At 68.5% G+C, this 19,627-nt stretch carries 16 protein-coding genes; 14 read left to right on the top strand and 2 right to left on the bottom strand.

What is annotated here, in order from left to right:
• Nucleotides 1–20 precede the first annotated feature (20 nt).
• The 5 genes from QF035_RS55030 (at nucleotide 21) to QF035_RS55010 (ending at nucleotide 7,391) form a co-directional block, all read left to right on the top strand.
• Nucleotides 21–446 (top strand): TadE family protein, encoded by a 426-nt coding sequence (locus QF035_RS55030; RefSeq protein ID WP_307530770.1) that lies wholly within the window; start codon nucleotides 21–23, stop codon nucleotides 444–446.
• Complete coding sequence (locus tag QF035_RS55025; protein WP_307530768.1) at nucleotides 443–895, top strand: pilus assembly protein TadG-related protein; 453 nt, start codon at nucleotides 443–445, stop codon at nucleotides 893–895. The genes QF035_RS55030 and QF035_RS55025 overlap by 4 nt, the downstream gene beginning before the upstream one ends.
• Nucleotides 895–4,422: a LysM peptidoglycan-binding domain-containing protein gene (locus tag QF035_RS55020; RefSeq protein ID WP_307530767.1), complete on the top strand. Its 3,528-nt coding sequence runs from the start codon at nucleotides 895–897 to the stop codon at nucleotides 4,420–4,422. The genes QF035_RS55025 and QF035_RS55020 overlap by 1 nt, the downstream gene beginning before the upstream one ends.
• Before the next feature lie 25 nt (nucleotides 4,423–4,447).
• On the top strand, nucleotides 4,448–6,244 hold the full coding sequence (locus QF035_RS55015) for a DUF2637 domain-containing protein (protein WP_307530765.1): 1,797 nt from the start codon (nucleotides 4,448–4,450) through the stop codon (nucleotides 6,242–6,244).
• 133 nt (nucleotides 6,245–6,377) lie between these two features.
• Entirely contained in the window at nucleotides 6,378–7,391 is a 1,014-nt protein-coding gene (locus QF035_RS55010; RefSeq protein WP_307530764.1) for an NAD-dependent epimerase/dehydratase family protein, read from the top strand.
• Between the two features lie 4 nt (nucleotides 7,392–7,395).
• Here the strand turns inward: QF035_RS55010 and QF035_RS55005 are convergent, their stop codons facing one another.
• Nucleotides 7,396–8,718 (bottom strand): DNA-binding protein, encoded by a 1,323-nt coding sequence (locus QF035_RS55005; protein ID WP_307530762.1) that lies wholly within the window; start codon nucleotides 8,716–8,718, stop codon nucleotides 7,396–7,398.
• Nucleotides 8,719–9,208: 490 nt separating this feature from the next.
• Between QF035_RS55005 and QF035_RS55000 the strand changes: the two genes are divergently transcribed.
• Nucleotides 9,209–9,583, top strand: coding sequence for an ATP-binding protein (locus QF035_RS55000; RefSeq protein WP_307530760.1), 375 nt, complete (start codon nucleotides 9,209–9,211; stop codon nucleotides 9,581–9,583).
• A gap of 23 nt (nucleotides 9,584–9,606) precedes the next feature.
• Here the strand turns inward: QF035_RS55000 and QF035_RS54995 are convergent, their stop codons facing one another.
• A complete protein-coding gene (locus QF035_RS54995; RefSeq protein WP_307523192.1) occupies nucleotides 9,607–10,827 on the bottom strand; it encodes an IS110 family transposase in 1,221 nt (406 codons plus the stop codon).
• A gap of 210 nt (nucleotides 10,828–11,037) precedes the next feature.
• Between QF035_RS54995 and QF035_RS54990 the strand changes: the two genes are divergently transcribed.
• The 8 genes from QF035_RS54990 to QF035_RS54955 all read left to right on the top strand — a co-directional run bounded on the left by QF035_RS54990 (nucleotide 11,038) and on the right by QF035_RS54955 (nucleotide 19,188).
• Complete coding sequence (locus tag QF035_RS54990) at nucleotides 11,038–11,526, top strand: ATP-binding protein (RefSeq protein ID WP_307530758.1); 489 nt, start codon at nucleotides 11,038–11,040, stop codon at nucleotides 11,524–11,526.
• A gap of 162 nt (nucleotides 11,527–11,688) precedes the next feature.
• Nucleotides 11,689–12,690 (top strand): hypothetical protein, encoded by a 1,002-nt coding sequence (locus tag QF035_RS54985; protein ID WP_307530756.1) that lies wholly within the window; start codon nucleotides 11,689–11,691, stop codon nucleotides 12,688–12,690.
• A 281-nt stretch (nucleotides 12,691–12,971) separates the two neighbouring features.
• Nucleotides 12,972–14,453 carry an amino acid permease gene (locus QF035_RS54980; RefSeq protein WP_307530754.1) on the top strand — a complete coding sequence of 494 codons (1,482 nt, stop codon included), beginning with the start codon at nucleotides 12,972–12,974 and terminating at the stop codon, nucleotides 14,451–14,453.
• Nucleotides 14,453–15,859 (top strand): glutamine synthetase family protein, encoded by a 1,407-nt coding sequence (locus QF035_RS54975; RefSeq protein WP_307530753.1) that lies wholly within the window; start codon nucleotides 14,453–14,455, stop codon nucleotides 15,857–15,859. The genes QF035_RS54980 and QF035_RS54975 overlap by 1 nt, the downstream gene beginning before the upstream one ends.
• Before the next feature lie 22 nt (nucleotides 15,860–15,881).
• Nucleotides 15,882–16,637 (top strand): GntR family transcriptional regulator, encoded by a 756-nt coding sequence (locus QF035_RS54970; protein ID WP_307530751.1) that lies wholly within the window; start codon nucleotides 15,882–15,884, stop codon nucleotides 16,635–16,637.
• Nucleotides 16,634–17,485, top strand: a complete 852-nt coding sequence (locus QF035_RS54965) for a zinc-dependent metalloprotease (protein ID WP_307530749.1) — start codon at nucleotides 16,634–16,636, stop codon at nucleotides 17,483–17,485. The genes QF035_RS54970 and QF035_RS54965 overlap by 4 nt, the downstream gene beginning before the upstream one ends.
• Nucleotides 17,478–18,065 carry a GntR family transcriptional regulator gene (locus QF035_RS54960; protein WP_307530747.1) on the top strand — a complete coding sequence of 196 codons (588 nt, stop codon included), beginning with the start codon at nucleotides 17,478–17,480 and terminating at the stop codon, nucleotides 18,063–18,065. Before QF035_RS54965 ends, QF035_RS54960 begins: the two co-directional genes overlap by 8 nt.
• Nucleotides 18,058–19,188, top strand: coding sequence for a CPBP family intramembrane glutamic endopeptidase (locus QF035_RS54955; protein WP_307530746.1), 1,131 nt, complete (start codon nucleotides 18,058–18,060; stop codon nucleotides 19,186–19,188). Before QF035_RS54960 ends, QF035_RS54955 begins: the two co-directional genes overlap by 8 nt.
• The last annotated feature ends 439 nt before the right edge of the window (nucleotides 19,189–19,627 follow it).

Below are 19,627 nucleotides of genomic sequence, written 5' to 3'. Positions count from 1 at the left end.
CGGCCCGATGGGCTCGCCGGTTGCGCAGTGATGAGGGCAGCGCCGCGATCGAGGCGGCCATCATCCTCCCGTCGCTGATCATGTTCCTGTGTCTGGCTTTCGCCGGGGGCCGCCTGGTCACCTCCGGCTCGAAGATCGACGCGGCAGCTGAGGACGCGGCCAGGGAGGCGTCCATTCACCGTACGGCGGGGGCCGCCCAGGGCGCCGCGCGGGCGGCGGCCGCCGACTCCCTCAATGACCAAGGCATCTCGTGCGCGTCGACCAGCGTCAGCATCAACACCGGGGGACTCCACGTGCCGGTGGGCCAAGTAGGGACGGTCAGTGTGACCGTGAACTGCACGGTGAATCTGTCGGATCTCCTGCTGCCGGACGTGCCTGGGGCGCGGACTCTCACGTCGACAGCGACCTCAGTGGTGGATCAGTACCGGGAGCGAGGTGACCGATGATGTTCCGGCAGACGGGGCTGCGCCGGGCGCGGTGGGATGACCGGGGCGGAGTCACCGTGTTCGTCGCCGTGTGTGTCGTCGCGCTGATAGGCATCATCGGCGTCGCCGTCGACGGCGGCAGCAAAATGCGGGCCACCGAACGCGCCGCCTACATCGCCGGCGAAGCCGCCCGGGCAGGCGGGCAGGCCATCGACTCTGCCGAGGCCATCAGCGGCAACGCGATCGTCGTGGATCCGCAAGATGCCCAGGCCGCGGCCCAGGCCTACTTGCGATCGGCCGGCGCCACCGGCACGGTCAGCGTGTCCGGTGACGGCAAGACCCTCACGGTGAACATCACCGGCAGGTACGACACGAAGTTCCTGTCGGCCGTCGGGATCGGCTCGTTGTCAGTGACCGGCCAGGGCAAGGCCACTCTCCTGCGCGGCGTCACCGCTCCCGAAGGAAACTGATGCGTACCCCCTCGCCCGCCGCAGCGGCCGCCCGCAACCTGGGCCGGGTCATCAAGGCTGTACTGAGTCTGCTGGTTCTGGCCGCTGCGGTCGCCGGGCTGCCATTTCTGCTCGCCTGGGTCACCCCGGTCATCTGGGCTTCCAGCCACGACGACCTCACGCACCTGCTGGACCGGCAGGACACGGGAGCGGCGTTCCTGCTGCTGCTCGTCGCGGTGGGCTGGATCGGGTGGATGCAGTTCACGTTCTGCGCTGCCCGTGAGCTGATCGCCCAGGTGCGGGGCCGGACTTGGTACGCCCCCCGCGGGATGGGCTCCTCGCAGCGCGCCGCGGCTCTCCTGATCGGCAGCATCCTGGTACTGCTGCCCACGAGTTCGGCCCTGGCCTCCGATGCCCAGGCCGCACCGGTGACGACCGCACCCCGCCTGCCCGGCCAGGCCCACGCTCCGCAGGCCGCCGAAGCCGATCAGGGCGCACGGTCCTCTGCGGACAGGCAGACGTCCCGTACCTCGTACACGGTGCGCGAGACGCGGCCGGCGGAAAGCCTGTGGGGCATCGCCGAGCGGGAGTTGGGCGACGGCGAGCGGTGGCGGGAGATCTCCGCGCTGAACGAAGGCCGCACCATGGCCGGCGGCCAGGTCTTCAAGGCGAACAGCTTTCTGCAGCCCGGCTGGCAGCTCCAGATGCCGGATTCCGCCGCAGCGTCGGAAGATGTCCGTGCGCAGTTGGGTGACAGCGTCCCGGCTGCTGCCGAGGAGAACGCGCAGGTCGTCACGGTCCACCCGGGCGACTACTTGTCAAAGATCGCGGAGGAGGAGCTCGGCGACGGCGACGAGTGGCCCGCCCTGTTCGAGGCCAGCCGGGGCACGCCCCAGCCGGACGGACTGCCCACCATCACCGACCCGGATGTCATCTACGCCGGGCAGCAGGTCACCGTGCCCGGCGCCCGGCCCGACCAGCACAGCCCGCCTCACGACAGCGCCCCGGACGATGAGGCAGACAGCCAGGAGACCACTCCCCCAGCCACCCAGAAGCCAGGCGATGACACGGACGATGGGCAGGCATCCCCGCCGAGCCACACCACGGCTCCCACCGCGGAGTCGTCGGCCCCCACCACACCCAGCAGCCGTCCCCCCGAACGGCCAGGCGAGGAACAGAGTTCCACTTCTGGGAGACCGCAGCCCAGTTCCAGCGCTGCCCCTTCTGCCGCATCACCATCGTCGTCGGCCGGGCCGTCCGGTACAGCTGCCTCCTCCCCCGCCGCCGCGGCGTCCGGGACGCCGGCGTCGGCTCCGGACGGCAGCCCCCTGAACCTGCACACTGTTCTCGGCGCCGGAGCGCTGCTGGCCGCCGCCGTCACAGCGTCCCTCGCCCTGCGCCGGACGCTGCAGCGCCGCCGCCGCAAGCCGGGCGAGAAGATCGCCATCGCGCCGGAGACGTCCACGGCGGAAGCCCAGTTGGCGGCGGCCGCCGAGACGGGCAGCGCAGCCCGCCTGGACGTGGCCCTGCGAACCCTGGCGCATCACGCTCCGCGGCAGGCCGACAGCCAGAGCCTGCCTGAGCTGCGGGCCGCGCGGATCGGCGCCCGCTCGCTTCAGGTGCTGCCCGAAGACCGATCCCGTGAGCCGCAGACGCCCTTCGTGTCCGGGCAGGGCGGCTGGTGGGTCCTGCCCGACGACGCCGCTCTCCTGGACGAGGAGACGGCCCGCGAGGTCCCGGCGCCGTATCCGGGGTTGGTCACGGTCGGCAGTACCGAGTCGGGTGACCTTCTGCTTCTCAACCTCGCGCACCTGCCCGGGCTGCTGCTGGAGGGCGACCCGGTGCATATCACCGAGGTGTGCACCTCGCTCGCCCTGGAGCTCGGAAAGAGCCCGTGGGCAAGCGACGTTGAGGTCGTTGTCGTGGGGTTTGGCGAGGAGATGCCGCAGTTGCTTCCCACGGCGCGGATCTCCCACATGGGCCAGCCGGCGCACGCGTTGCGCGATCTGAGCGAACGGCTGCTGGAAGCCCACCAGTTGCCCGAAACCCGGCATCAGCCGTATCTGCTGCTGTGCGCGTCCGCCCTGGACCCGGACCTGGCCTGGGAGTTCGCCGACGTCATCGACAGGGCCGGGCCAGTTCCCGTCACGCTGGTCGCCCCGGCCAGTACGGCGGCCGGGCATTTCCTCCACGCGGAAACCCTCAACGCCTCGCTCGACGAACCGCAGCACGTCGACTACGCCGGCACCGACGTCACGCTGCAGCGCCTGGACCACGCCTCCTACCTCCAGATCGTCACGGCCCTCCAGGTGTCCGGCCAGCCGGCCTACCCGGCCGAGGGTCCCTGGCAGGCTGTTCCGGACGAGCCCGACAGCATGGAACAGCCCAGGCGCAGCGCGCCGCAGGAGTCCGCCGCACCTGCGACCGGCGCGCCCATGAGCGGTTCGGTGACGTCGGCAGCAGAGGTGAGCGGCGAGGTCTTCCCGGCCCTGCTCGCCGCCACCACCGATCCGTCCGCGCTCCATCTCCGGCCCGCCGCCCAGACGTCGGCGCAGGCCGAGGAAGAACACGCGGGCCCTGCACCGACGATGCCCCCGGACCCGCAGTCCGCGCCGTCGGCTGAGTCTGCAGAAGCTGACGGCGAGGGCGACGTCGAGCCGGGCACGGTGGATGGGGCGGATGAGGGCGAGGCTCATGGCCGGCACGCGCCGCAGATCCGGGTCCTGGGCCCGGTCGAGGTGACCGGCGTGGACAGCACCGGCCACGGACCGCGGATGGCGCAGCTGGCCGCCCTGTTGTACTTCCGGCCCGGGCGCAGCGCGGACATCCTGTGCTCTGACATGGACCCGGTCAGCCCGTGGTCGTCGAGCACCCTCAACGCCCGGCTGCAGGGCCTGCGTCGCACCCTGGGCAACGATCCCGACGGCAACCCCTACGTGCCACGCCGCAAGACCGGTGAGGATCCGTACCGCCTCTCCCCCGCCGTGCACTGCGACTGGACCGACTTCCTCCAGCTCGTCGAGCGTGCCCTGCCGTTGGGCCCGGCCGGCCTGCCCGATCTGGAGAAGGCGCTGACTCTCGTGCGGGGCAGGCCGTTCGGAGGCCGGCCCCAGCCCTGGGCCCAGCCCCACCAGCAGGAAATGATCACCCGCATCGTCGACGTGGCGCATACCGTAGCCACCCTCCGCACCCCGGCCGGCCCGCACCACAACCTCAGCGCGGCCCGCCAGGCCATCGCGACCGGACTCGACGTCGACGACACGGCGGAGCTCCTGTACCGGGACTGGGCCCGGATCGAGTACGCAGCCGGCAACCGGCAGGGACTGCACACCGCGATTGCCCGCGTCCAACAGGTCAACAGGGCGCTGGACTGTTCACTCGAGACGGCCACCGAACAGTTGATCGACGAACTGCTCGGCGCGACCCTAGACGATCAGGCGCGAGGAGCCGTGAGCGTCCCGCACCTCACGTCGTCTGGCTCCAGCGGTCGCAAGGCGCCCGTCCGCCGGACAGGCGTGACCGCCGAATCACCCGACGAGCCGTCGTGAACACCTTGCAGATACGAGGCCGTTGATGAATCAAGGGCAGCAGCGCACGAGCGCCGGGAGCACGAACAGAGCCGTGGAGGCCGGCCGTGCCCACCGCCTGCTCATCGGGGTGGTCGTCTTCGGTACGGTCGTCATCGCCGGGATCGGCTTCGCCGGTTCGTACGCCGCGGTGCGCGAACTCGCCCTCCAGAAGGGCTTCGGGAAGTTCAGCTACGTCTTCCCGATCGGTATCGACGCGGGAATATGTGTCCTGCTCGCGCTCGATCTGCTCCTGACCTGGATCAGGATCCCGTTCCCGCTGCTGCGCCAGACGGCGTGGCTGCTGACGGCGGCGACGATCGCCTTCAACGGCGCGGCCGCCTGGCCGGACCCGCTGGGCGTCGGGATGCACGGTGTGATCCCGATCCTGTTCGTGGTCTCCGTGGAGGCGGCCCGTCACGCGATCGGCCGGATCGCGGACATCACGGCCGACAAGCACATGGAGGGCGTGCGCCTCACCCGCTGGCTGCTCTCCCCGCTCCCCACGTTCCTCCTCTGGCGCCGGATGAAGCTGTGGGAGCTGCGCTCCTACGAGCAGGTCATCAAGCTGGAGCAGGAGCGTCTCGTCTACCAGGCCCGGCTGCGTTCGCGCTTCGGCCGCGCCTGGCGCCGCAAGGCCCCGGTCGAGTCCCTGATGCCGCTGCGGCTGGCGCGTTACGGCGTGCCCCTGGCGGAGACGGCCCCTTCGGGCCTGGCCGCGGCGGGCATCGAGCCCGCCCTGCTGCCTCCGGCACCCCGGCAACAGACCGAACCGGCACAAGCCGCCACACCCCCGGACGCGGCCACCCGTACAGAGCCAGCAGCTCATGGACACACCACACCGCAGACGAGCACGACGGCACACGTGAACGCGACGACACAGGCAAGTGCGCAAGCGCCGCACGAAGAGCAGCGCCGCCAGGAACCCGACCGCACCCCTGCCCCCGACGAACAGCAGCAGTCGGACCGCGCGCAAGAGCAGCCGGAGTACCTGGAGGAGGAGCCGGAGTCGAGCCCGTGGTTCGCTCCCCCGCAACAGGAGATCATCTACGAGGGCGGCTACGACCCCTCCTACGCACCGGACCAGATGTGGGCCCAGTACCAGGCGCAGCAGGCCCAGTACGAGGCCGAGCAGCGCCAGGCATACCAGAACGGGCACGGGCAGGTGCTTCAGGAGTACGAGAAGCGCGAGCCCTCACCCGAGGACACCGGCACCCCCTCCACCCCGAAAGGAACCGGCCCCACCCGCCAACCCAGCCAGAGCAGCGCCCAGGAACCGGAACCCGCGCAAGGCCCGCATCAGGAAACCGCACCACCTCTGGTGACTCTTCCAGCACAGGACCGGCACACCCGCCCGGTGAAGGCCTCCCTCACAAACACACCGGCAGGCGACACGCCAGCGCCTCCCCCGGCCCTGTCTGAGCTGCCCACTGTCGACCGCTACTACCTGGCCTGGCAAACCTTCCAGCAACAGCACGGCCACGAACCCCAAGGCCCCGAATTATCCCAATATCTGGCCGAACGCAACGTACTCGACCGTGACGGCCGGCCCATCAAGCCGCGAGCGCTGACGCGCTATTACCTGGAATTCCGGATCTACACCACATGGGCCGACCACCGCGCCCATACAACCAGCCCCCGCCTCGACCAGGTCGCCCGCGATCTCACCCAACGCGGAATCACCGCCCAGTACAACAAACCAATCCAACCATCCGACCTCAACAAATACATCGACACCTTCCAACGCCGCTGGAACACACTCCAGCCACGCTCACGAGCAGCCCCGACACACACCCCTCGGTAGCCGCGTCGCCCACGCGGAAGGCCTGCGACGTCTGGGCTCCTACGGCATCGCCAAGAAGCTCCGGGACCCTGTGCCTGCCCACTGACCGGCGGCTGCTTTGTCTTCCTCCGCCCGAACGGGGCAGGATCGGCGTATGAGGATTCTCGTCATCGGCGGAACTTGGTTTCTGGGCAAGGCCATTGCGGAGAGCGCGCTATCGCGAGGGTGGGACGTCACCACGTTCAACCGCGGCCGGTCGGGAACCGACGTACCCGGAGTTCAGCCCGTACACGGTGACCGGACGGTTCGGGAAGACCTGCACAAGCTCGCACGCCGTGGCCCGTGGGACGCGGTCATCGACACATCCAGCTCGGAACTCGCGCCCCGTGACGTCCTCTTGGCCACCACCACGCTACAGACGCGTGTACGCCGCTGGATCCACATCTCCACCGTGTCTGTCTACCAAGGGTGGCCGCACAAGCCGCTGACGGAGGATTCTCCGCTGTTGGAGTGTCCCGCCGACGCTGACGAGGCGTTTGGTTACACGGGCGAGGACGGCAGCCCTACGAAATACGGCTTCCAGAAGGCTGGCGGTGAGCGTGCTGTAGCGGAAGCCTTTGGTGCCGGAGCGGTGTTCCTGCGGCCGGGTGTGGTTCTCGGACCCGGTGAGTACGTCGGCCGACTGCCCTGGTGGCTGGAGCGGGCGAAGCGCGGCGGCCGCATCCTCGCTCCCGCGCCGGCCGAGCAGCGGATTCAGCCGGTAGACGTCCGCGACGTCGCGGCCTTCGCTCTCCATCAGGCGGGGGCCTCAAGCAGCGGTGGTTTCAACGTGACGCATCCTGAAGGAATCTCGTTCAGCGACTTTCTCGACGAGTGCCTGCGGTCCACGGAGGGCGACGGTACGCCGCTCTGGGTGGACCCGACCGTACTGGCCAGTCACGGGGTGAAGCAGTGGACCGAACTCCCGTTGTGGCGGACCCACGCCGGAGTGTGGGCAGTGAACTCCCAGCGTGCGGTTGATGCGGGTCTTCGCTGCCGTCCCATCGCTGACACGGTCCGGGACACGTGGCAGTGGTGGGCGGCGGATGGGCGTCCCGTGGACCACCCGCGATGGGCGGAACACGGGATCGCTACAGAGAAGGAGGCTCAGATCCTCGCCTCCCTGTGATCAGTTAGCCGATGGCCAAGAGAGGCACCGTCGAGCCGAGCCGGTACGGCGGGGAGACCCGGGTGAAATCCTCGATCTGTTCGCGCAGTTCCGTGGGGAGCTGCGCGCCGTGGTAACGCGGCGCGGCAAGGTACCTTCCGATACGGGCCGCCCTCACAACGATCCCGGTGTTGCGCTCCTCGGGCGGCACCTCCCAGATCGGTGTCAGGGCGGCGGCCGCGCCCTCCACGTTGTCGGACAGGAGACGAGCGTGGGCGAGGTCGGCGGCTGCGCCCGCGCGAACGTGGGTGGACTGCTCGCTCTGCGCCTTCTCTCCAAGGAGAACGAGGGCACGGCCAGCCTCCGCTTCGGCCTGCTCCGCATCGCCCATGAGCAGTGCGGTCGTGCTGTTGGACATGGCCAGTCGCTCCTCGGAGAACCCGAATTCACCGCCCACGGCGTCGTGCAGGTCGTCGCGAACGTCCCGGCCGCCGTCCTCGGAGAGCTGGATGGCGTGCCGGGCCGAGGCGACATCGCCTAGGTAGGCGTACGCGCGGGCCACGATGGCGTGCAGACGGCGCCGGGCGATGTCGCCGAGGCCGCTGTAGCACAACGCCCGTTGGGCCTTCGCCAGGGCCTCGTTCGGTTCGCCGGAGTGGTAGGCAATGTACGCCAGGGTGCCGTCGGCGTAGGCCTGCAGGGGCACGAACCGCGTGCTCTCGCCATACACAGCGGCGGCTCGGGCCAGGGTTCGAGCGCTTGGGAAGTAGCCCAGGTCGAAAGCCGCAACGGCGAGGAGCGCGGCCGTCTGTCCGTTGATGATCATCAGGGTCTGCTGCTGGACCGGAATCTGCGTGCGGTCACGGTGTCGCTCGACCTCTCGCCGTAGGTCGTCGGCCGCCTTGTACGCCTGTGTCGCCGGCATGCCGTGGTAGCGGCGGGCGAGGCTCACCAGTTGGTCACGCAGTTCGTCGATGGTGTTGTCGGAGATGGACGCCGCGGCAGTCGCGTCGGCGCCGTCGTGGGCTTCACGTGCAGTCATCTGAACTCGCTCTTCAAGGTCAAACACGGGTGTCTGGGGACCGACCTCCAGCGGCGGCCCGAACAGTTGCTCCGCCGTGTAGCCCGGCCACATGGCTTCAAGAACCTGGCAGCTCTCGGGGCTGGGCAGTGTCACGAGCTTGCCGCCTGTCCAGCGCCGGAACTGTGTCTCGCCAAGGGTTGGGTTGCTGGGGTCTCGCCCGAAGAGACGAACACCCGTCTCGGTGAACCTCTTCTCGAACTGACGGTAGGGAAGCCTGTCCCGATCACACAGCCACTTCAGGAGTGTCCTCGGCGTGTCGCCCATACCGCCCCCAGTCTCCAGCGCCACTGGTCCCGCAGCGCACCTTCGGATCGATCCCTTCTTTAAGAAGAGGAATCCGCAACACCACGCCATGGCAACAGTCCCCGAAGATAAGCCACTTCAAAGCTATCCCGACGCCACGTTCGTCGCTCACATGCGGCTCAGAGGACACCTTGTAGGCCATGGCGGGGCCACGCGGGATTAGAGGAGCCTGATCGCCAACCCCGCTGAGAGTGTTTGACCAGGCACGAGAGCGTGTAATCAGGGAGTCCCCCGTGAAGCCGGAGATGCAGCGCACCGCAGACCTTCCCGTGAAGGCGCAGACAATTCCTCCCGCAGTGACTTGCTACGTCGAGCAAGCAGCCACTCGGCTGGCGTCCGTAGCCCTCGGACGCACGGAGGGCTCGTCGTGACACCGACTGCGACGATTGCGCGGCAGGGCAACAGAACATGCTCTCACGACCGCGCATATACCAGCCTTGACCTGTCCTTCGTGCGTGCCAGCGGTTCCACGGCCGGCGCCGTTACGGAAACAGACCAGGTCTGGCCGCGCTGCGTACGCCGCCTCATCCGCGCGCGACTGGTGCACTGGTGCCGACCGGACCTCACCGACTCCGCCGAGCTCCTTGCCACTGAGCTGGTCACCAACGCGCTCAAACACGGCTGCGGTGATGTCGGGGTGCGCATGTACCCCACTGCCGATCGTCTCCGGATCGAGGTGCGAGACGGCTCTCATGAGTTTCCTGTGCCGCGCACCGCTGCTCCTGATGACGAGGACGGCCGTGGCCTGCTCCTCGTAACCGTCATCGCCGAGGACTGGGGCGTCAGCCCCGACGGTACAACGACCTGGTGCACCCTCCTCCTTTGAGAAGGAACTTCCCAATCGTGATGTCAAGCCGCCAGTGTGACGGGGGGTGAAGCATGGAACTGCTTTCCGTCACGGATCATCGCCCACAGGACATTGAGGCGTCGGCGTGCGAGAGCCAGCAGGGCCTGCTTGTGGCCCTTGCCCTCGCTCCGTTTCCGGTCGTAGAACGCCTTCGACACAGGGCAGCACTGAAGGCTCACCATGGCCGACAGGTACATGGTTCTCAGCAGACCGCGGTGGTAGCGCCGGGGACGGCGCAGATTGCCACTGACGCGCCCGGAGTCGCGCGGCCTGGGGGCCAGGCCGGCGAAGCCGGCCAGGCGGTCCGAGCTGCCGAAGGCGTCCATGTCGCCACCGGTGGCGGCAATGAACTCGGCCGCGAGTTTCGTGCCCATGCCGGGCAGGCTGCGGATCACTTCGGCGTGCGGATGCTCGCGAAACCGGGCCTCGATCAGGGCGTCGAGCTCGGCGATCTCCTCATCGAGGGCCATCACCCCCTTCGCGAGGCGGACCACCATGGCGGCGGCCAGCTTCTCGCCGGGCAGCGCGGTCTGTTGGGCCTGGGCGGCTTCCACGGCCGTCTTGGCCAGTGTGGCGGCGCCGCGGACTTTGCGGTTCTTCAGCCAGGTCCCGATCCGGCTCGCTCCAGCCCGGCGGATCCCGGCCGGGGTCTGGTATCCGGTCAGCAGCATCACCGGCCCCCGGTTCGTCAGTTCCAGGGCCCGCTCCAACGCGGGGAAGATCTCCAGCAGTTGGGCCCGGAGCCGGTTGATCTGCCGGGTCCGGTCGAAGACCGCGTCCAGGCGGCGGGTGGTCAGGGTGCGCAGGTCCACGGCGATCTCATCGCCGGGCCGCAGCAGGCCGAGGTCGCGGCGGACGCGGGCCTGGTCTGCGATGACGAAGGCGTCCTTCGCGTCGGTCTTTCCCTCGCCGCCCTTGTAGGTGGCCGAGGCCCGGTGGACCGCCAGGCCGGTGAGGTAAGCGACCGGCTGGCCGTGGCTGACCAGCAGGCCGATCAGCAGCGCGGCACCGCCGTGGTTGAGGTCGACGGCCCACAGCACCTCCCGGGATATCTCCAGGACATCGCTGATCAGGGCGAGGAGCTCGCTCTCGTCGTTCGCGACCCGGCGGGACAGCAGGCGCTTGCCCTCCGTATCGATGACCACGCAGTGGTGGTGCGTCTTGCCGATGTCCACTCCGGCCCAGATCTCGGGCACGTATCCCTCCGCCAGCTCGTCGTTCATCGATCCCGCAGACGACCTCGCCGACGTTGTCCTACAGCAGCGATCGGAGTCGCATCTCCCAATTGGCGGTCGAGTCGTCGCGGGGCTCCGGGTGGCCAAGTTCCTTAAGCCATCCCAGCGGCGCCGACATGACAGCCATGCCCAGAGCCCCTGGGCCCTCCGATCTTACGAATGACCAGAGCAACCACTCTTGAAAGGTAGGACAACGACATGGAATCCGCCGCGGCGCCAGCCCCGGTCTCAGATGATGACTCCAATGCCCCCTCCTTCCTCCGGGTCGAGCGTCCACAGGAGTGGAGCAGCCGCTTCTCCGTCCGGTCGGAGGCGGTGCGTCTCGCTCGCCTGCACGCCCGTACGCGGTTCGCAATGATGGCCTGGCCGGGAGACCAAGAGAACGCCACCCAGGTAGTGGTGGAGCTGATGAAAAACGCGATTGAGCACGTCGGACCGCAGCACCCTGAAGGTCAGCTCGCCTTGGATCTGATCGTCACCGAAGACGAGACGCTGTTGATCGCCGTGACGGACCCGAGCCCTGCGTTCCCCGACTTCCTCACGGCCATCACCGCGCAGAAGAGCACCGGACTTGCGAACATCCGTGAGCTTGGCGGCGAGACCACCTGGAGACCGTCCGACGACGGGGACACGAAGACCGTCCAGGTCCGGATCAGATACCCCTCCCCGGCTGCCAACTTCCACTGACCGACCGCCGGGCTGCGGCTGTCAGCCGAGCCTCCCCAGGATCGCCCCCGCTGCCCGGCGGTCTCCACCCCACCTGCTTTGAGGACTCCACCCCCATGTCCCTCTTACGCACGCCAGACGCGTCCCTGGTGCAAGTCCCTCGCCTCCCGAGGGGAAGTTCCGATGGCCTCCAATGACATGAACCTGATTGACCACCCGGCGGGTCCGGACGAAAAGCTGCGTCTCGCCTGCGAAGACCTCCAGCTGGACCGGTGGCTGGAAGCAAAGCGCCTGCTTCGAGACACGGGCCATGACTGGACACTGCGCACATCCCGCAGCCAGGTTCTGGCGCGGGCTGCCGCCAACAACAGGGCGATCGACGCATGGTGCGCGGAGGAGCCCAACCACTCGGATGCGCTGATGATGCGGGCCCGGGTGAACACCGAGCGTGTCCTCAACGCTCACCGCGGCGGTGTGTCCGGGCGTGCGTTGAGGCGGGCTGTCGATGCTGCCGACGCCGCGTGCCGGATCGCCGCAGACTGGTGGCCGAAGGATCCGGTGCTGCCGGTGTGCCAGCTGGCCCTCGCACAGACCGACACCGACGAGACGGTCCCGCACAACGAGGTGAACTGGAGCCGGCCGCTCGACGTCACGCTGCCGCTGGGCCCGTGGAAGTTGCTGGACCGGGCGAACCGACTGGACCCGTACGGCCGCGAGGCCCATCACCGGATGCTCGGCGTGTTTCACGCCCGCGGCCGCGGGGGCTTCAATTTCGCTTACGCGGTGGTCTCCTCCGCCCCCGAGGGATCGGCGCTGCATCTGCTGCCGCTGTACGCCCACGTCGAGGCCTACCGAAGGCAGTTGCAGGGCCGCCAGACCGCCGGCGTGATCGGCTACTGGTCCAGTGAGGACGCAGCCCGCTGCGCCGAGCAGGCTCTTTACAACTGGTTCGAGCAGACACAGCCCGAAGAGGACGAGCCCGATACCCGCTCCCTGCTGGACCTGAATTACCTGGCCTACGCGCTGACCGTCACCGGTGTGGGTAACGCGGCCGAGGTGTTCGAGGCGATCGGCCCGTACGCGACCCTCGCCCCGTGGGCGCTGGTCACCCCGAGCTACTCGTGGTGGCAGGACGAGTTCCGCTCTGCCCGCTACAGAGCCATGGGTGATCGGAGCCGCCGGTGAAGACCACCCGAGGCCCTCCGCCACCACCCCGCGCCCCGCCGCCGTCCCTTCCTACGACCCATCCAGAGGATCGTCCCCGTTGTTCTTACGACACGTCCGGCACCGGCCGGGCAGGTTCAGCAACCGCGCGCTCCATATCGCGGTGGCCTTCAGCATGGTCAGCGGCCTGACATTGCTCGGCCAGGGCCTCGCCCTCACCGCTGTCACCCGTTCCTACACGCTCTGTTCCCCTCCCTATGCCGCAGAGGTGCCCGGTGTCCCACTCACGACCCGCTAACGCCATGCTGGACGATGACGCCGCGCTGCGTTCGCACGGCTACCAGCCCGAACTGGCCCGCAAGATAGGCGAGTTCGGAAACTTCTCCAGCTCGTTCAGCGTCATCTGCATTCTCGCCGGCGCCCTGACGATGTTCGCCTTCGGCATGGTCACCGGCGGCCCTGCGGTCATCATGTGGGGCTGGGTCGGCATCGGCTTCATGACGCTGCTGCTCGCTGCGTGTCTGGCCGAGGTCGTCTCCGCCTATCCCACCTCCGGCGGCCTGTACTTCATGGCCCACCGGCTCGGCGGCCCCCGCTGGGCCTGGGCCACGGGCTGGCTCAACCTCCTGGGCCTGGTCGCCGCCATCGCTGCCATCGCGTACGGATGCGCCGTATTTGTCGGCGCGCTCGCCAACCTGCAGTGGGGTATGCAGCCCACACCCGAGACAACCATCCTGATCTTCGCGGGGATCCTGCTGCTGTTCGGCACGCTGAACTCGTTCGGGGTGCGCCTGGTCAACATCCTCAACTCGATCTCCGTGTGGTGGCAGCTGGGCGGCGTTGCACTGATCGTCGGTGCACTGACCCTGGCCCCAGGGGAGCGCCGGAGCGTGGGCTTCGTCTTCACGGAGTTCGTCAACGGCACGGGCTTCAACCACCCGCTCTGGGGGGTGCTCGGAATCCTTGTGGCCGCGTACACGTTCTGCGGCTACGACGCCTCTTCCCACTTGTCGGAGGAGACCAAGCAGGCGCAGATGGCGGCCCCCCGGGGCATGGTCCGCGCCGTCCTCTACTCCTGGGTGGCCGGTTTCGTGCTCCTGGCCGGGCTGCTGTTCGCCATCGAGGACTACGCCGGCACCCTGAACACGAGCACGGGCGTGCCGCCGGTGCAGATCTTCATCGACGTCCTGGGCACGGGCATGGCCAAGGTGCTGCTGGTCGTTGTGATCGTGGCACAGCTGTTCTGCGGCAATGCGGAAACCGCCGCGTCCAGCCGCATGGTGTACGCGTTCTCCCGCGACGGGGCTCTGCCGTTCTCCGCGACCTGGCGGCGGGTGAGCTCCCGCACCCGCACCCCGATCGCCGCGGTGTGGCTGTCCGTGGGCGTCGCGCTCGTGCTGGCGCTGCCGAATCTGTGGTCGCCGACCGCGTACGCCGCCGTCACCGCGATCAACGTCATCGGTATCACGCCCGCCTACGTGATCCCGGTCTTCCTGAAGCTGCGCTTCCCTGAACGCTTCGAGCCCGGCCCCTGGACCCTCGGCGCCTGGAGCAAGCCACTGGGCTGGATCTCCGTGGTCTACGTGATCGTCCTGACCGGGGTACTCGTTCTGCCGCAGACCTATCCGATCACCTTCAAGTCGTTCAACTACTCGGGCGTCACCCTGCTCGTCGTGCTGCTCCTTGCATGGATCATGTGGATCACCAAGGGGCGACGCTCCTACAAGATCCCCCCGCTCGGGAACTCGGCGGAACACGCCGCCGTGGCCGAGGGGGTCGTGTGATGAGCGAGGACAACCAGCACGCCGGATGCCTGTCCCTCGACGACCTGAAGACCGCGGTGGACAGCGGTGCCGTCACCACGGTGCTGCTCGCCGTCCCCAACATGCTCGGCCAGCTGAAGGGCAAGCGCCTCGACGCCCCCGGCTTCCTGCAGACGATCACGAAGCAGACGCAGGACGGGGCGGAATCAGGGGCGAGGGCCGGGGCGGAGATGTGCGCCTACATCCTGGCCACCAACGTCGACATGGAGCCGCTGGACGGCTTCGAACTGACCGGCTGGGAGACGGGGTTCGGGGACATGGGCGTCGTCCCCGACCTGGCCACCATCCGCCGCGTGCCGTACATGCCAGGCGCCGTTCTCATCCACGCCGACGCCTTCCACCACAGCGGTCTTCCGATCGGCGTCGCGCCCCGCGCCATGCTGCGCACCCAGCTCGACCGCCTCACGAAACTCGGCCTGGACGTAAAGGTGGGTCTGGAGAGCGAGTTCATGCTCTACCAGGGCACCGCGCAGCAGGCACACGCGGCCGGGTACCAGGGTCTGGAACCGGTGGCGCCGCACAACCTCGACTACGCCCTCGACCATCCCGTGGCGCTGACGGACTTCTTCGACGATCTGGCGGAGGTCCTGCGGGGCGCCGGCACGCCGGTCGAGGCGGTCAAGAGCGAGGGCGCTGCCGGCCAGGTCGAGGTCACATTCCCCTACGGTGGGGCGCTGGCGGCCTGTGACGCGTACACCGTGTACCAGCACGCCGTACGGCACCTGGCAGAGCGTCACGCGATGGTGCCCACGTTCATGGCCGCCCCGCAGACCGGGGTGGGCAGCGGTCTGCACCTGCACCTGTCGCTGTGGCGCGACGGCCGCAACGCCTTCGCCGTTCCGCACGAGGGGGATCTGCCCGACACGATGCGGCAGGCCATTGCCGGGCTGATCTCCGGCCTGCCGCACCTGACCCCGCTCCTCGCGCCCCACATCAACTCCTACAAACGGTTCGTGGCGCGCTCGTTCGCTCCCACTCATTTCACCTGGGGCCGCGACAACCGCGGTTGCGCGATCCGGGTCACCGGGCACGGAGACGGGGCACACCTGGAGGTCCGTCTCCCGGGCGCCGACGCCAACCCCTACCTCGCGCTGGCCGCGGCCCTCGCCGCCATCCACCACGGCCTCACAGCGCGGCCCGACCTCCCGCCCCAGACCACCGGTGATGCGTACCAGACGGATGATGGCCTGCCCGTACCAGCCGACCTCGTCGAGGCCCTGGCCGACTTCCGCTCCAGCAAGACCGCGCTGGAAGCGTTCGGGCCGGCCGTGGTGCGGCACTACGCCGGTGCGGCCCGGCACGAGATCCGTTGGCACCGCCATCGCGTCCCGGATACCGAACGGGAACGGGGGTTCCTCCGTGCCTGAAACTCCATCGCATCGCCGCCGCATGACCCCCGAACTGGTCAGGAAGGTCATCCGGAAACGGCTGGCCGATGGCACGTACGGTCCCGGGACTCAGCTGCCCTCGGAGCGGACTCTCTCCGTTGAATTTGGTGTGCCCAAGTGGGTGGTCAGCCGTGCTCTCCGACCGCTGAGGGACAACGGCGATCTCCACTCATCGGTGGGCCGCCGCGGAACCCGGGTTCCGGACCCGCAGTCTCTCGTGCCGGTCACCGGGATCAGTGAGATCGAGCAGATCGTCCGTTCGCGGATCGGTGACGGCACGTATGCCGTCAGGACGTGGCTGCCGTCGCTGCGGCACTTTGCCGTCGAGTTCGGGGTGACTCCCACCAGCATCCGAACGGCCCTGAAGCCACTGCATCAGGAGAAGCTCCTCGCCTCGTTCAGAACACTGGGTACCTACGTCGTCGACCCGGGACAGCCGGGGGTTCCTCCGTCCGGCAGAGCGTCGAAGACCGTGGCGTACGTCGGGCAGGCACTCCGGGAGCGGCTGGGTGATGGCATCTATCCGCCCGGCAGCCGACTGCCCGCCATTCAGGAACTGGCCACTGAGTTCGACGTGGGGCTGACCACGATTTCGAAGGCAATCAGACCGCTCAGGACGGAAGGACTCATCGCCAACGGACCGGGGCGGTCGTACTCCGCCCGGCCGACTTCCGAACCGCCTGCCCCCGTCAGGAACGCCACCCGTGATCCGGTGTCTTGCGACGCCGCGGCAATCTCTGAACAGGACCATCAGTGACCAGCTTTACCGTCCATGACGACACCCGCCGCCACGACGAGTTGCGCGAGCGGATCTCCGAAACCCTCCACAGGGTGGCCCCGGACATGGAGACGACCACCGGCCTGTCCATCCCTTCGGACGTCTCCTTTCGCCTACTGACCCCGAAGGCCTGGCGGCACGCGCAGGTCCAACACGCGCAGCGCATCCTGGCCCGGGACATCGCGGATCTGGACCTGGGGCCCGGACCCATCGGCGTCGTCCGCATAGCAATGCTTGAGACTGCTCGCGTCACCAGTGCACTGACTTGGCCTCTGAAGCTCGCAACGAGCATGGAGGTCGAAGGCGGAGCGTACGAGACCCTCATGGCGCCCAAGGCCCTGCGCCACGCCGGAGTCCTCGCCCACGAGCCCTCCCTTCTCCAGGTGGTCGCTCATGAGCTGGTCCACCATCTGCAGTTCGCTGCGGCTGTAGGGACCGTGTGGAAGACACTCTTGCCCCACCTCCGAGGTATCGACCCCCGTAGTGTCACCACCCTCCGCGAGGGTCACGCCGCCTGGGCGGATCGTCACATCACAGGCCGATTGTTCGGCGCGCCGGTCGATCACTACCGGGATGCCTCGAAGTCCTGGCGCTACCGGCTTCACAACGGCCTGCCCGGCATCGGTCGTCTCGGCCCGAGCCGCGAAGCGTACGACCGGGGGGCCCGCTTCTTCGCCGACGTCACCGCCGCAACCGGAACCGACACGATCAACAGGGTCTGGAAGGACACCACTCTGCAGCCCACCGCAGGGGAGTTCACCGACGCCGACGCCTGGCTCGGCCGCGTCACGGACGTGGAGCGGAAACGAGGGCGCGACCATGCGTGACGAGCCCAACTCCGTACTCCGCAGGCTGCGGGTCCATCCCAGCACGGAGTTCGCCGACACCCTGCGCAAAGAGATCACCGATGGCACCTGGTCCCCCGGCACAGTCCGCCGATCCGGTGAGCTAGCACGGCGTTTCGGGACCACCCCGCACGTGATCAGCAAGACCCTTCAGCAGCTCCGGGACGAAGGTCTCGTCGCCACACGAGCCGGCGGCGGAGGCGGTGTCACCCCGTGCGGCACCACGCCCTCGAAATGGCAGGAGCGCGCACGCAAGAACGACATCGCAGACACCATCCGTAAGCGGATCAGTGACGGCACCTACCCCATTGGTGAACTCCTCCCCAGCATCACCGCCTTGAGTAAGGAGTTCGGCGTCGCAAGATCCACCATCTCGCTGGCCCTCAAGCCGCTCAAGGACGGGGGCATTCTCACGAGCGCAGGCCCGATCGCCCGCTACGGCACTGTGGTCGCCCAGCTCATCCCATCCGAGGCCTGTCCCCAGCCTGGCACTGGTCGCGCGCACACGGATTGCGGCCAGGTCCCTGACGCCGACCGCGAGCGGGGGTTGTTCCATGCCTGACAACGCAGCAGCGGCCCGCCGGCCTGACCTGGCGGATCTGGCCCATGAAGAGCAGGATGCGGGGGCCACCGGCGCTCGCACCACCGACTCCACAAGCCAGTCCTCGGTTGCCGGCCGACCGCCCGTGTCCTGGAGCGCGGCACGCGCGTACGTACTGGTACTCACGCTGTTCGCTCTCGCGGGCGGTCCTCATCTGGCCGGCGCCGTCGTGGCTGTCGTGCAGCAGTCCGGCGCAGAGGTCCCCCTCGAGGTCCTCCGCATTGAGGAGATCGGCCGGCTGGTCGGCCTCGCAGGGGCCGAGGTCTGGCTGCTGGGGCTGATCCTCACCCGCCCTCGCCCGCAGGGCACGAGGTGGCCGTTGCGGCAGGTGACGGTGCTGGTCGGGTCGCTCGCCGTGATCGTGGCGGACGAGGCCGGTGAGTTCACCGCTGACCGTGCCTCCACGCAGATCGCCGGGCATCTCGCCGAGCTGGTGGTCTGGGTCTGGCTGTGTGTCGAGGTGACCGCCCGCTGCGGGATCACTCTCCAACGGCTGAATCTGGCTCACCCAGTGCGGCCGTTCCGCAAGCGCACCAAGGCCGAGCGTGCGCAGAAGGCTCAGGGGGAGCTGGTCTTCTATGCCCACGCGGCAGCGATCTGCGCGTCGGTGTTCCTCATCGGGGTGCTGGCGCGGCTGCCGGGCCCCGTCCTCAAGGGCGATCAGGCGACCGCGGCCGGGGTCCCAGACCTCGGGCCGCATCTGGCCCACGCGCTGTGGTCCGCGACCGTGGAGGAGGTACTGGCGACAGCAGTGGTCGTGGCCGTGCTGACGGCCGCACGCCGGCCCTTGTGGGAGGTCCTGCTCGTCACAGCATTGATGCGTGCCCTCCCGCACCTCTACCTGGGGCTTTGGCCGGCCCTGGCCGTACTGCCGTTGGGCATCACGGCAGGGTGGCTGTATCACCGCTACCGCCGGGTGATCCCGCTCATCCTGGCCCACGCCACCTACAACGTCGTCAACATCCTGTTCGGGATGCCGCCGCTCCTAGGAGTGTGCGTGATCATGCTCGCCGGGGTCGGCTGGTCCTGGCTGGAGAGCCGCACGGCGCAGGTCGCGAGACGTACGAGAAGCAAGCTGCCCTGATCGCACACGCCGTGGAGGCCTTCGGCACACAAGTGGTCAATGAGGTCTGGAAGGACAGGACGCTCCTTCCTACCGCGAGTCACGCCGAGAACCCTGCTGATGGCGCCAGCGGTTCTAACCGTCGGCGCCGGTACCCGTAGCTGACCTGACTGTGGTTCCCGCCCGGTGGCCGCCGCATAAGAGGCTGTCGGCACCAGGCAGCTCCTGCTCCCGGCGTGGAGGGCCAGGCGGCCACCGGTTCGCCTCGGACGGCATGGCAACCCTCCACGCCGGGCGTCCCGTGCCGAGTTGGCCATCGGGAGTATCAGAACCGGAAATAGCGCGTTCTCCAGGCGAGGGCCTCACGTACCCCCTCACGCTGGCTCCTCCCCACCCGAACTGCTTCAACGAGAGGAGAGCGAACGCAGTGACGAGCCAGGGAACTGCTGTTCAGTCGAAC

It is taken from the genome of Streptomyces umbrinus (assembly GCF_030817415.1).
Lineage (GTDB): Bacteria > Actinomycetota > Actinomycetes > Streptomycetales > Streptomycetaceae > Streptomyces > Streptomyces umbrinus_A.
Note: the sequence above shows the minus strand (reverse complement) of the source record. Positions and strands in the feature narration are given on the sequence as shown.

Coding starts and splice junctions, on each gene's coding strand:
- QF035_RS55025 (WP_307530768.1), top strand. CDS start 443: ATGATGTTCCGGCAGACGGGGCTGCGCCGGGCGCGGTGGGATGACCGG.
- QF035_RS55020 (WP_307530767.1), top strand. CDS start 895: ATGCGTACCCCCTCGCCCGCCGCAGCGGCCGCCCGCAACCTGGGCCGG.
- QF035_RS55015 (WP_307530765.1), top strand. CDS start 4,448: ATGAATCAAGGGCAGCAGCGCACGAGCGCCGGGAGCACGAACAGAGCC.
- QF035_RS55010 (WP_307530764.1), top strand. CDS start 6,378: ATGAGGATTCTCGTCATCGGCGGAACTTGGTTTCTGGGCAAGGCCATT.
- QF035_RS55005 (WP_307530762.1), bottom strand. CDS start 8,718: ATGGGCGACACGCCGAGGACACTCCTGAAGTGGCTGTGTGATCGGGAC.
- QF035_RS54995 (WP_307523192.1), bottom strand. CDS start 10,827: ATGAACGACGAGCTGGCGGAGGGATACGTGCCCGAGATCTGGGCCGGA.
- QF035_RS54990 (WP_307530758.1), top strand. CDS start 11,038: ATGGAATCCGCCGCGGCGCCAGCCCCGGTCTCAGATGATGACTCCAAT.
- QF035_RS54985 (WP_307530756.1), top strand. CDS start 11,689: ATGGCCTCCAATGACATGAACCTGATTGACCACCCGGCGGGTCCGGAC.
- QF035_RS54980 (WP_307530754.1), top strand. CDS start 12,972: ATGCTGGACGATGACGCCGCGCTGCGTTCGCACGGCTACCAGCCCGAA.
- QF035_RS54975 (WP_307530753.1), top strand. CDS start 14,453: ATGAGCGAGGACAACCAGCACGCCGGATGCCTGTCCCTCGACGACCTG.
- QF035_RS54970 (WP_307530751.1), top strand. CDS start 15,882: ATGACCCCCGAACTGGTCAGGAAGGTCATCCGGAAACGGCTGGCCGAT.
- QF035_RS54960 (WP_307530747.1), top strand. CDS start 17,478: ATGCGTGACGAGCCCAACTCCGTACTCCGCAGGCTGCGGGTCCATCCC.
- QF035_RS54955 (WP_307530746.1), top strand. CDS start 18,058: ATGCCTGACAACGCAGCAGCGGCCCGCCGGCCTGACCTGGCGGATCTG.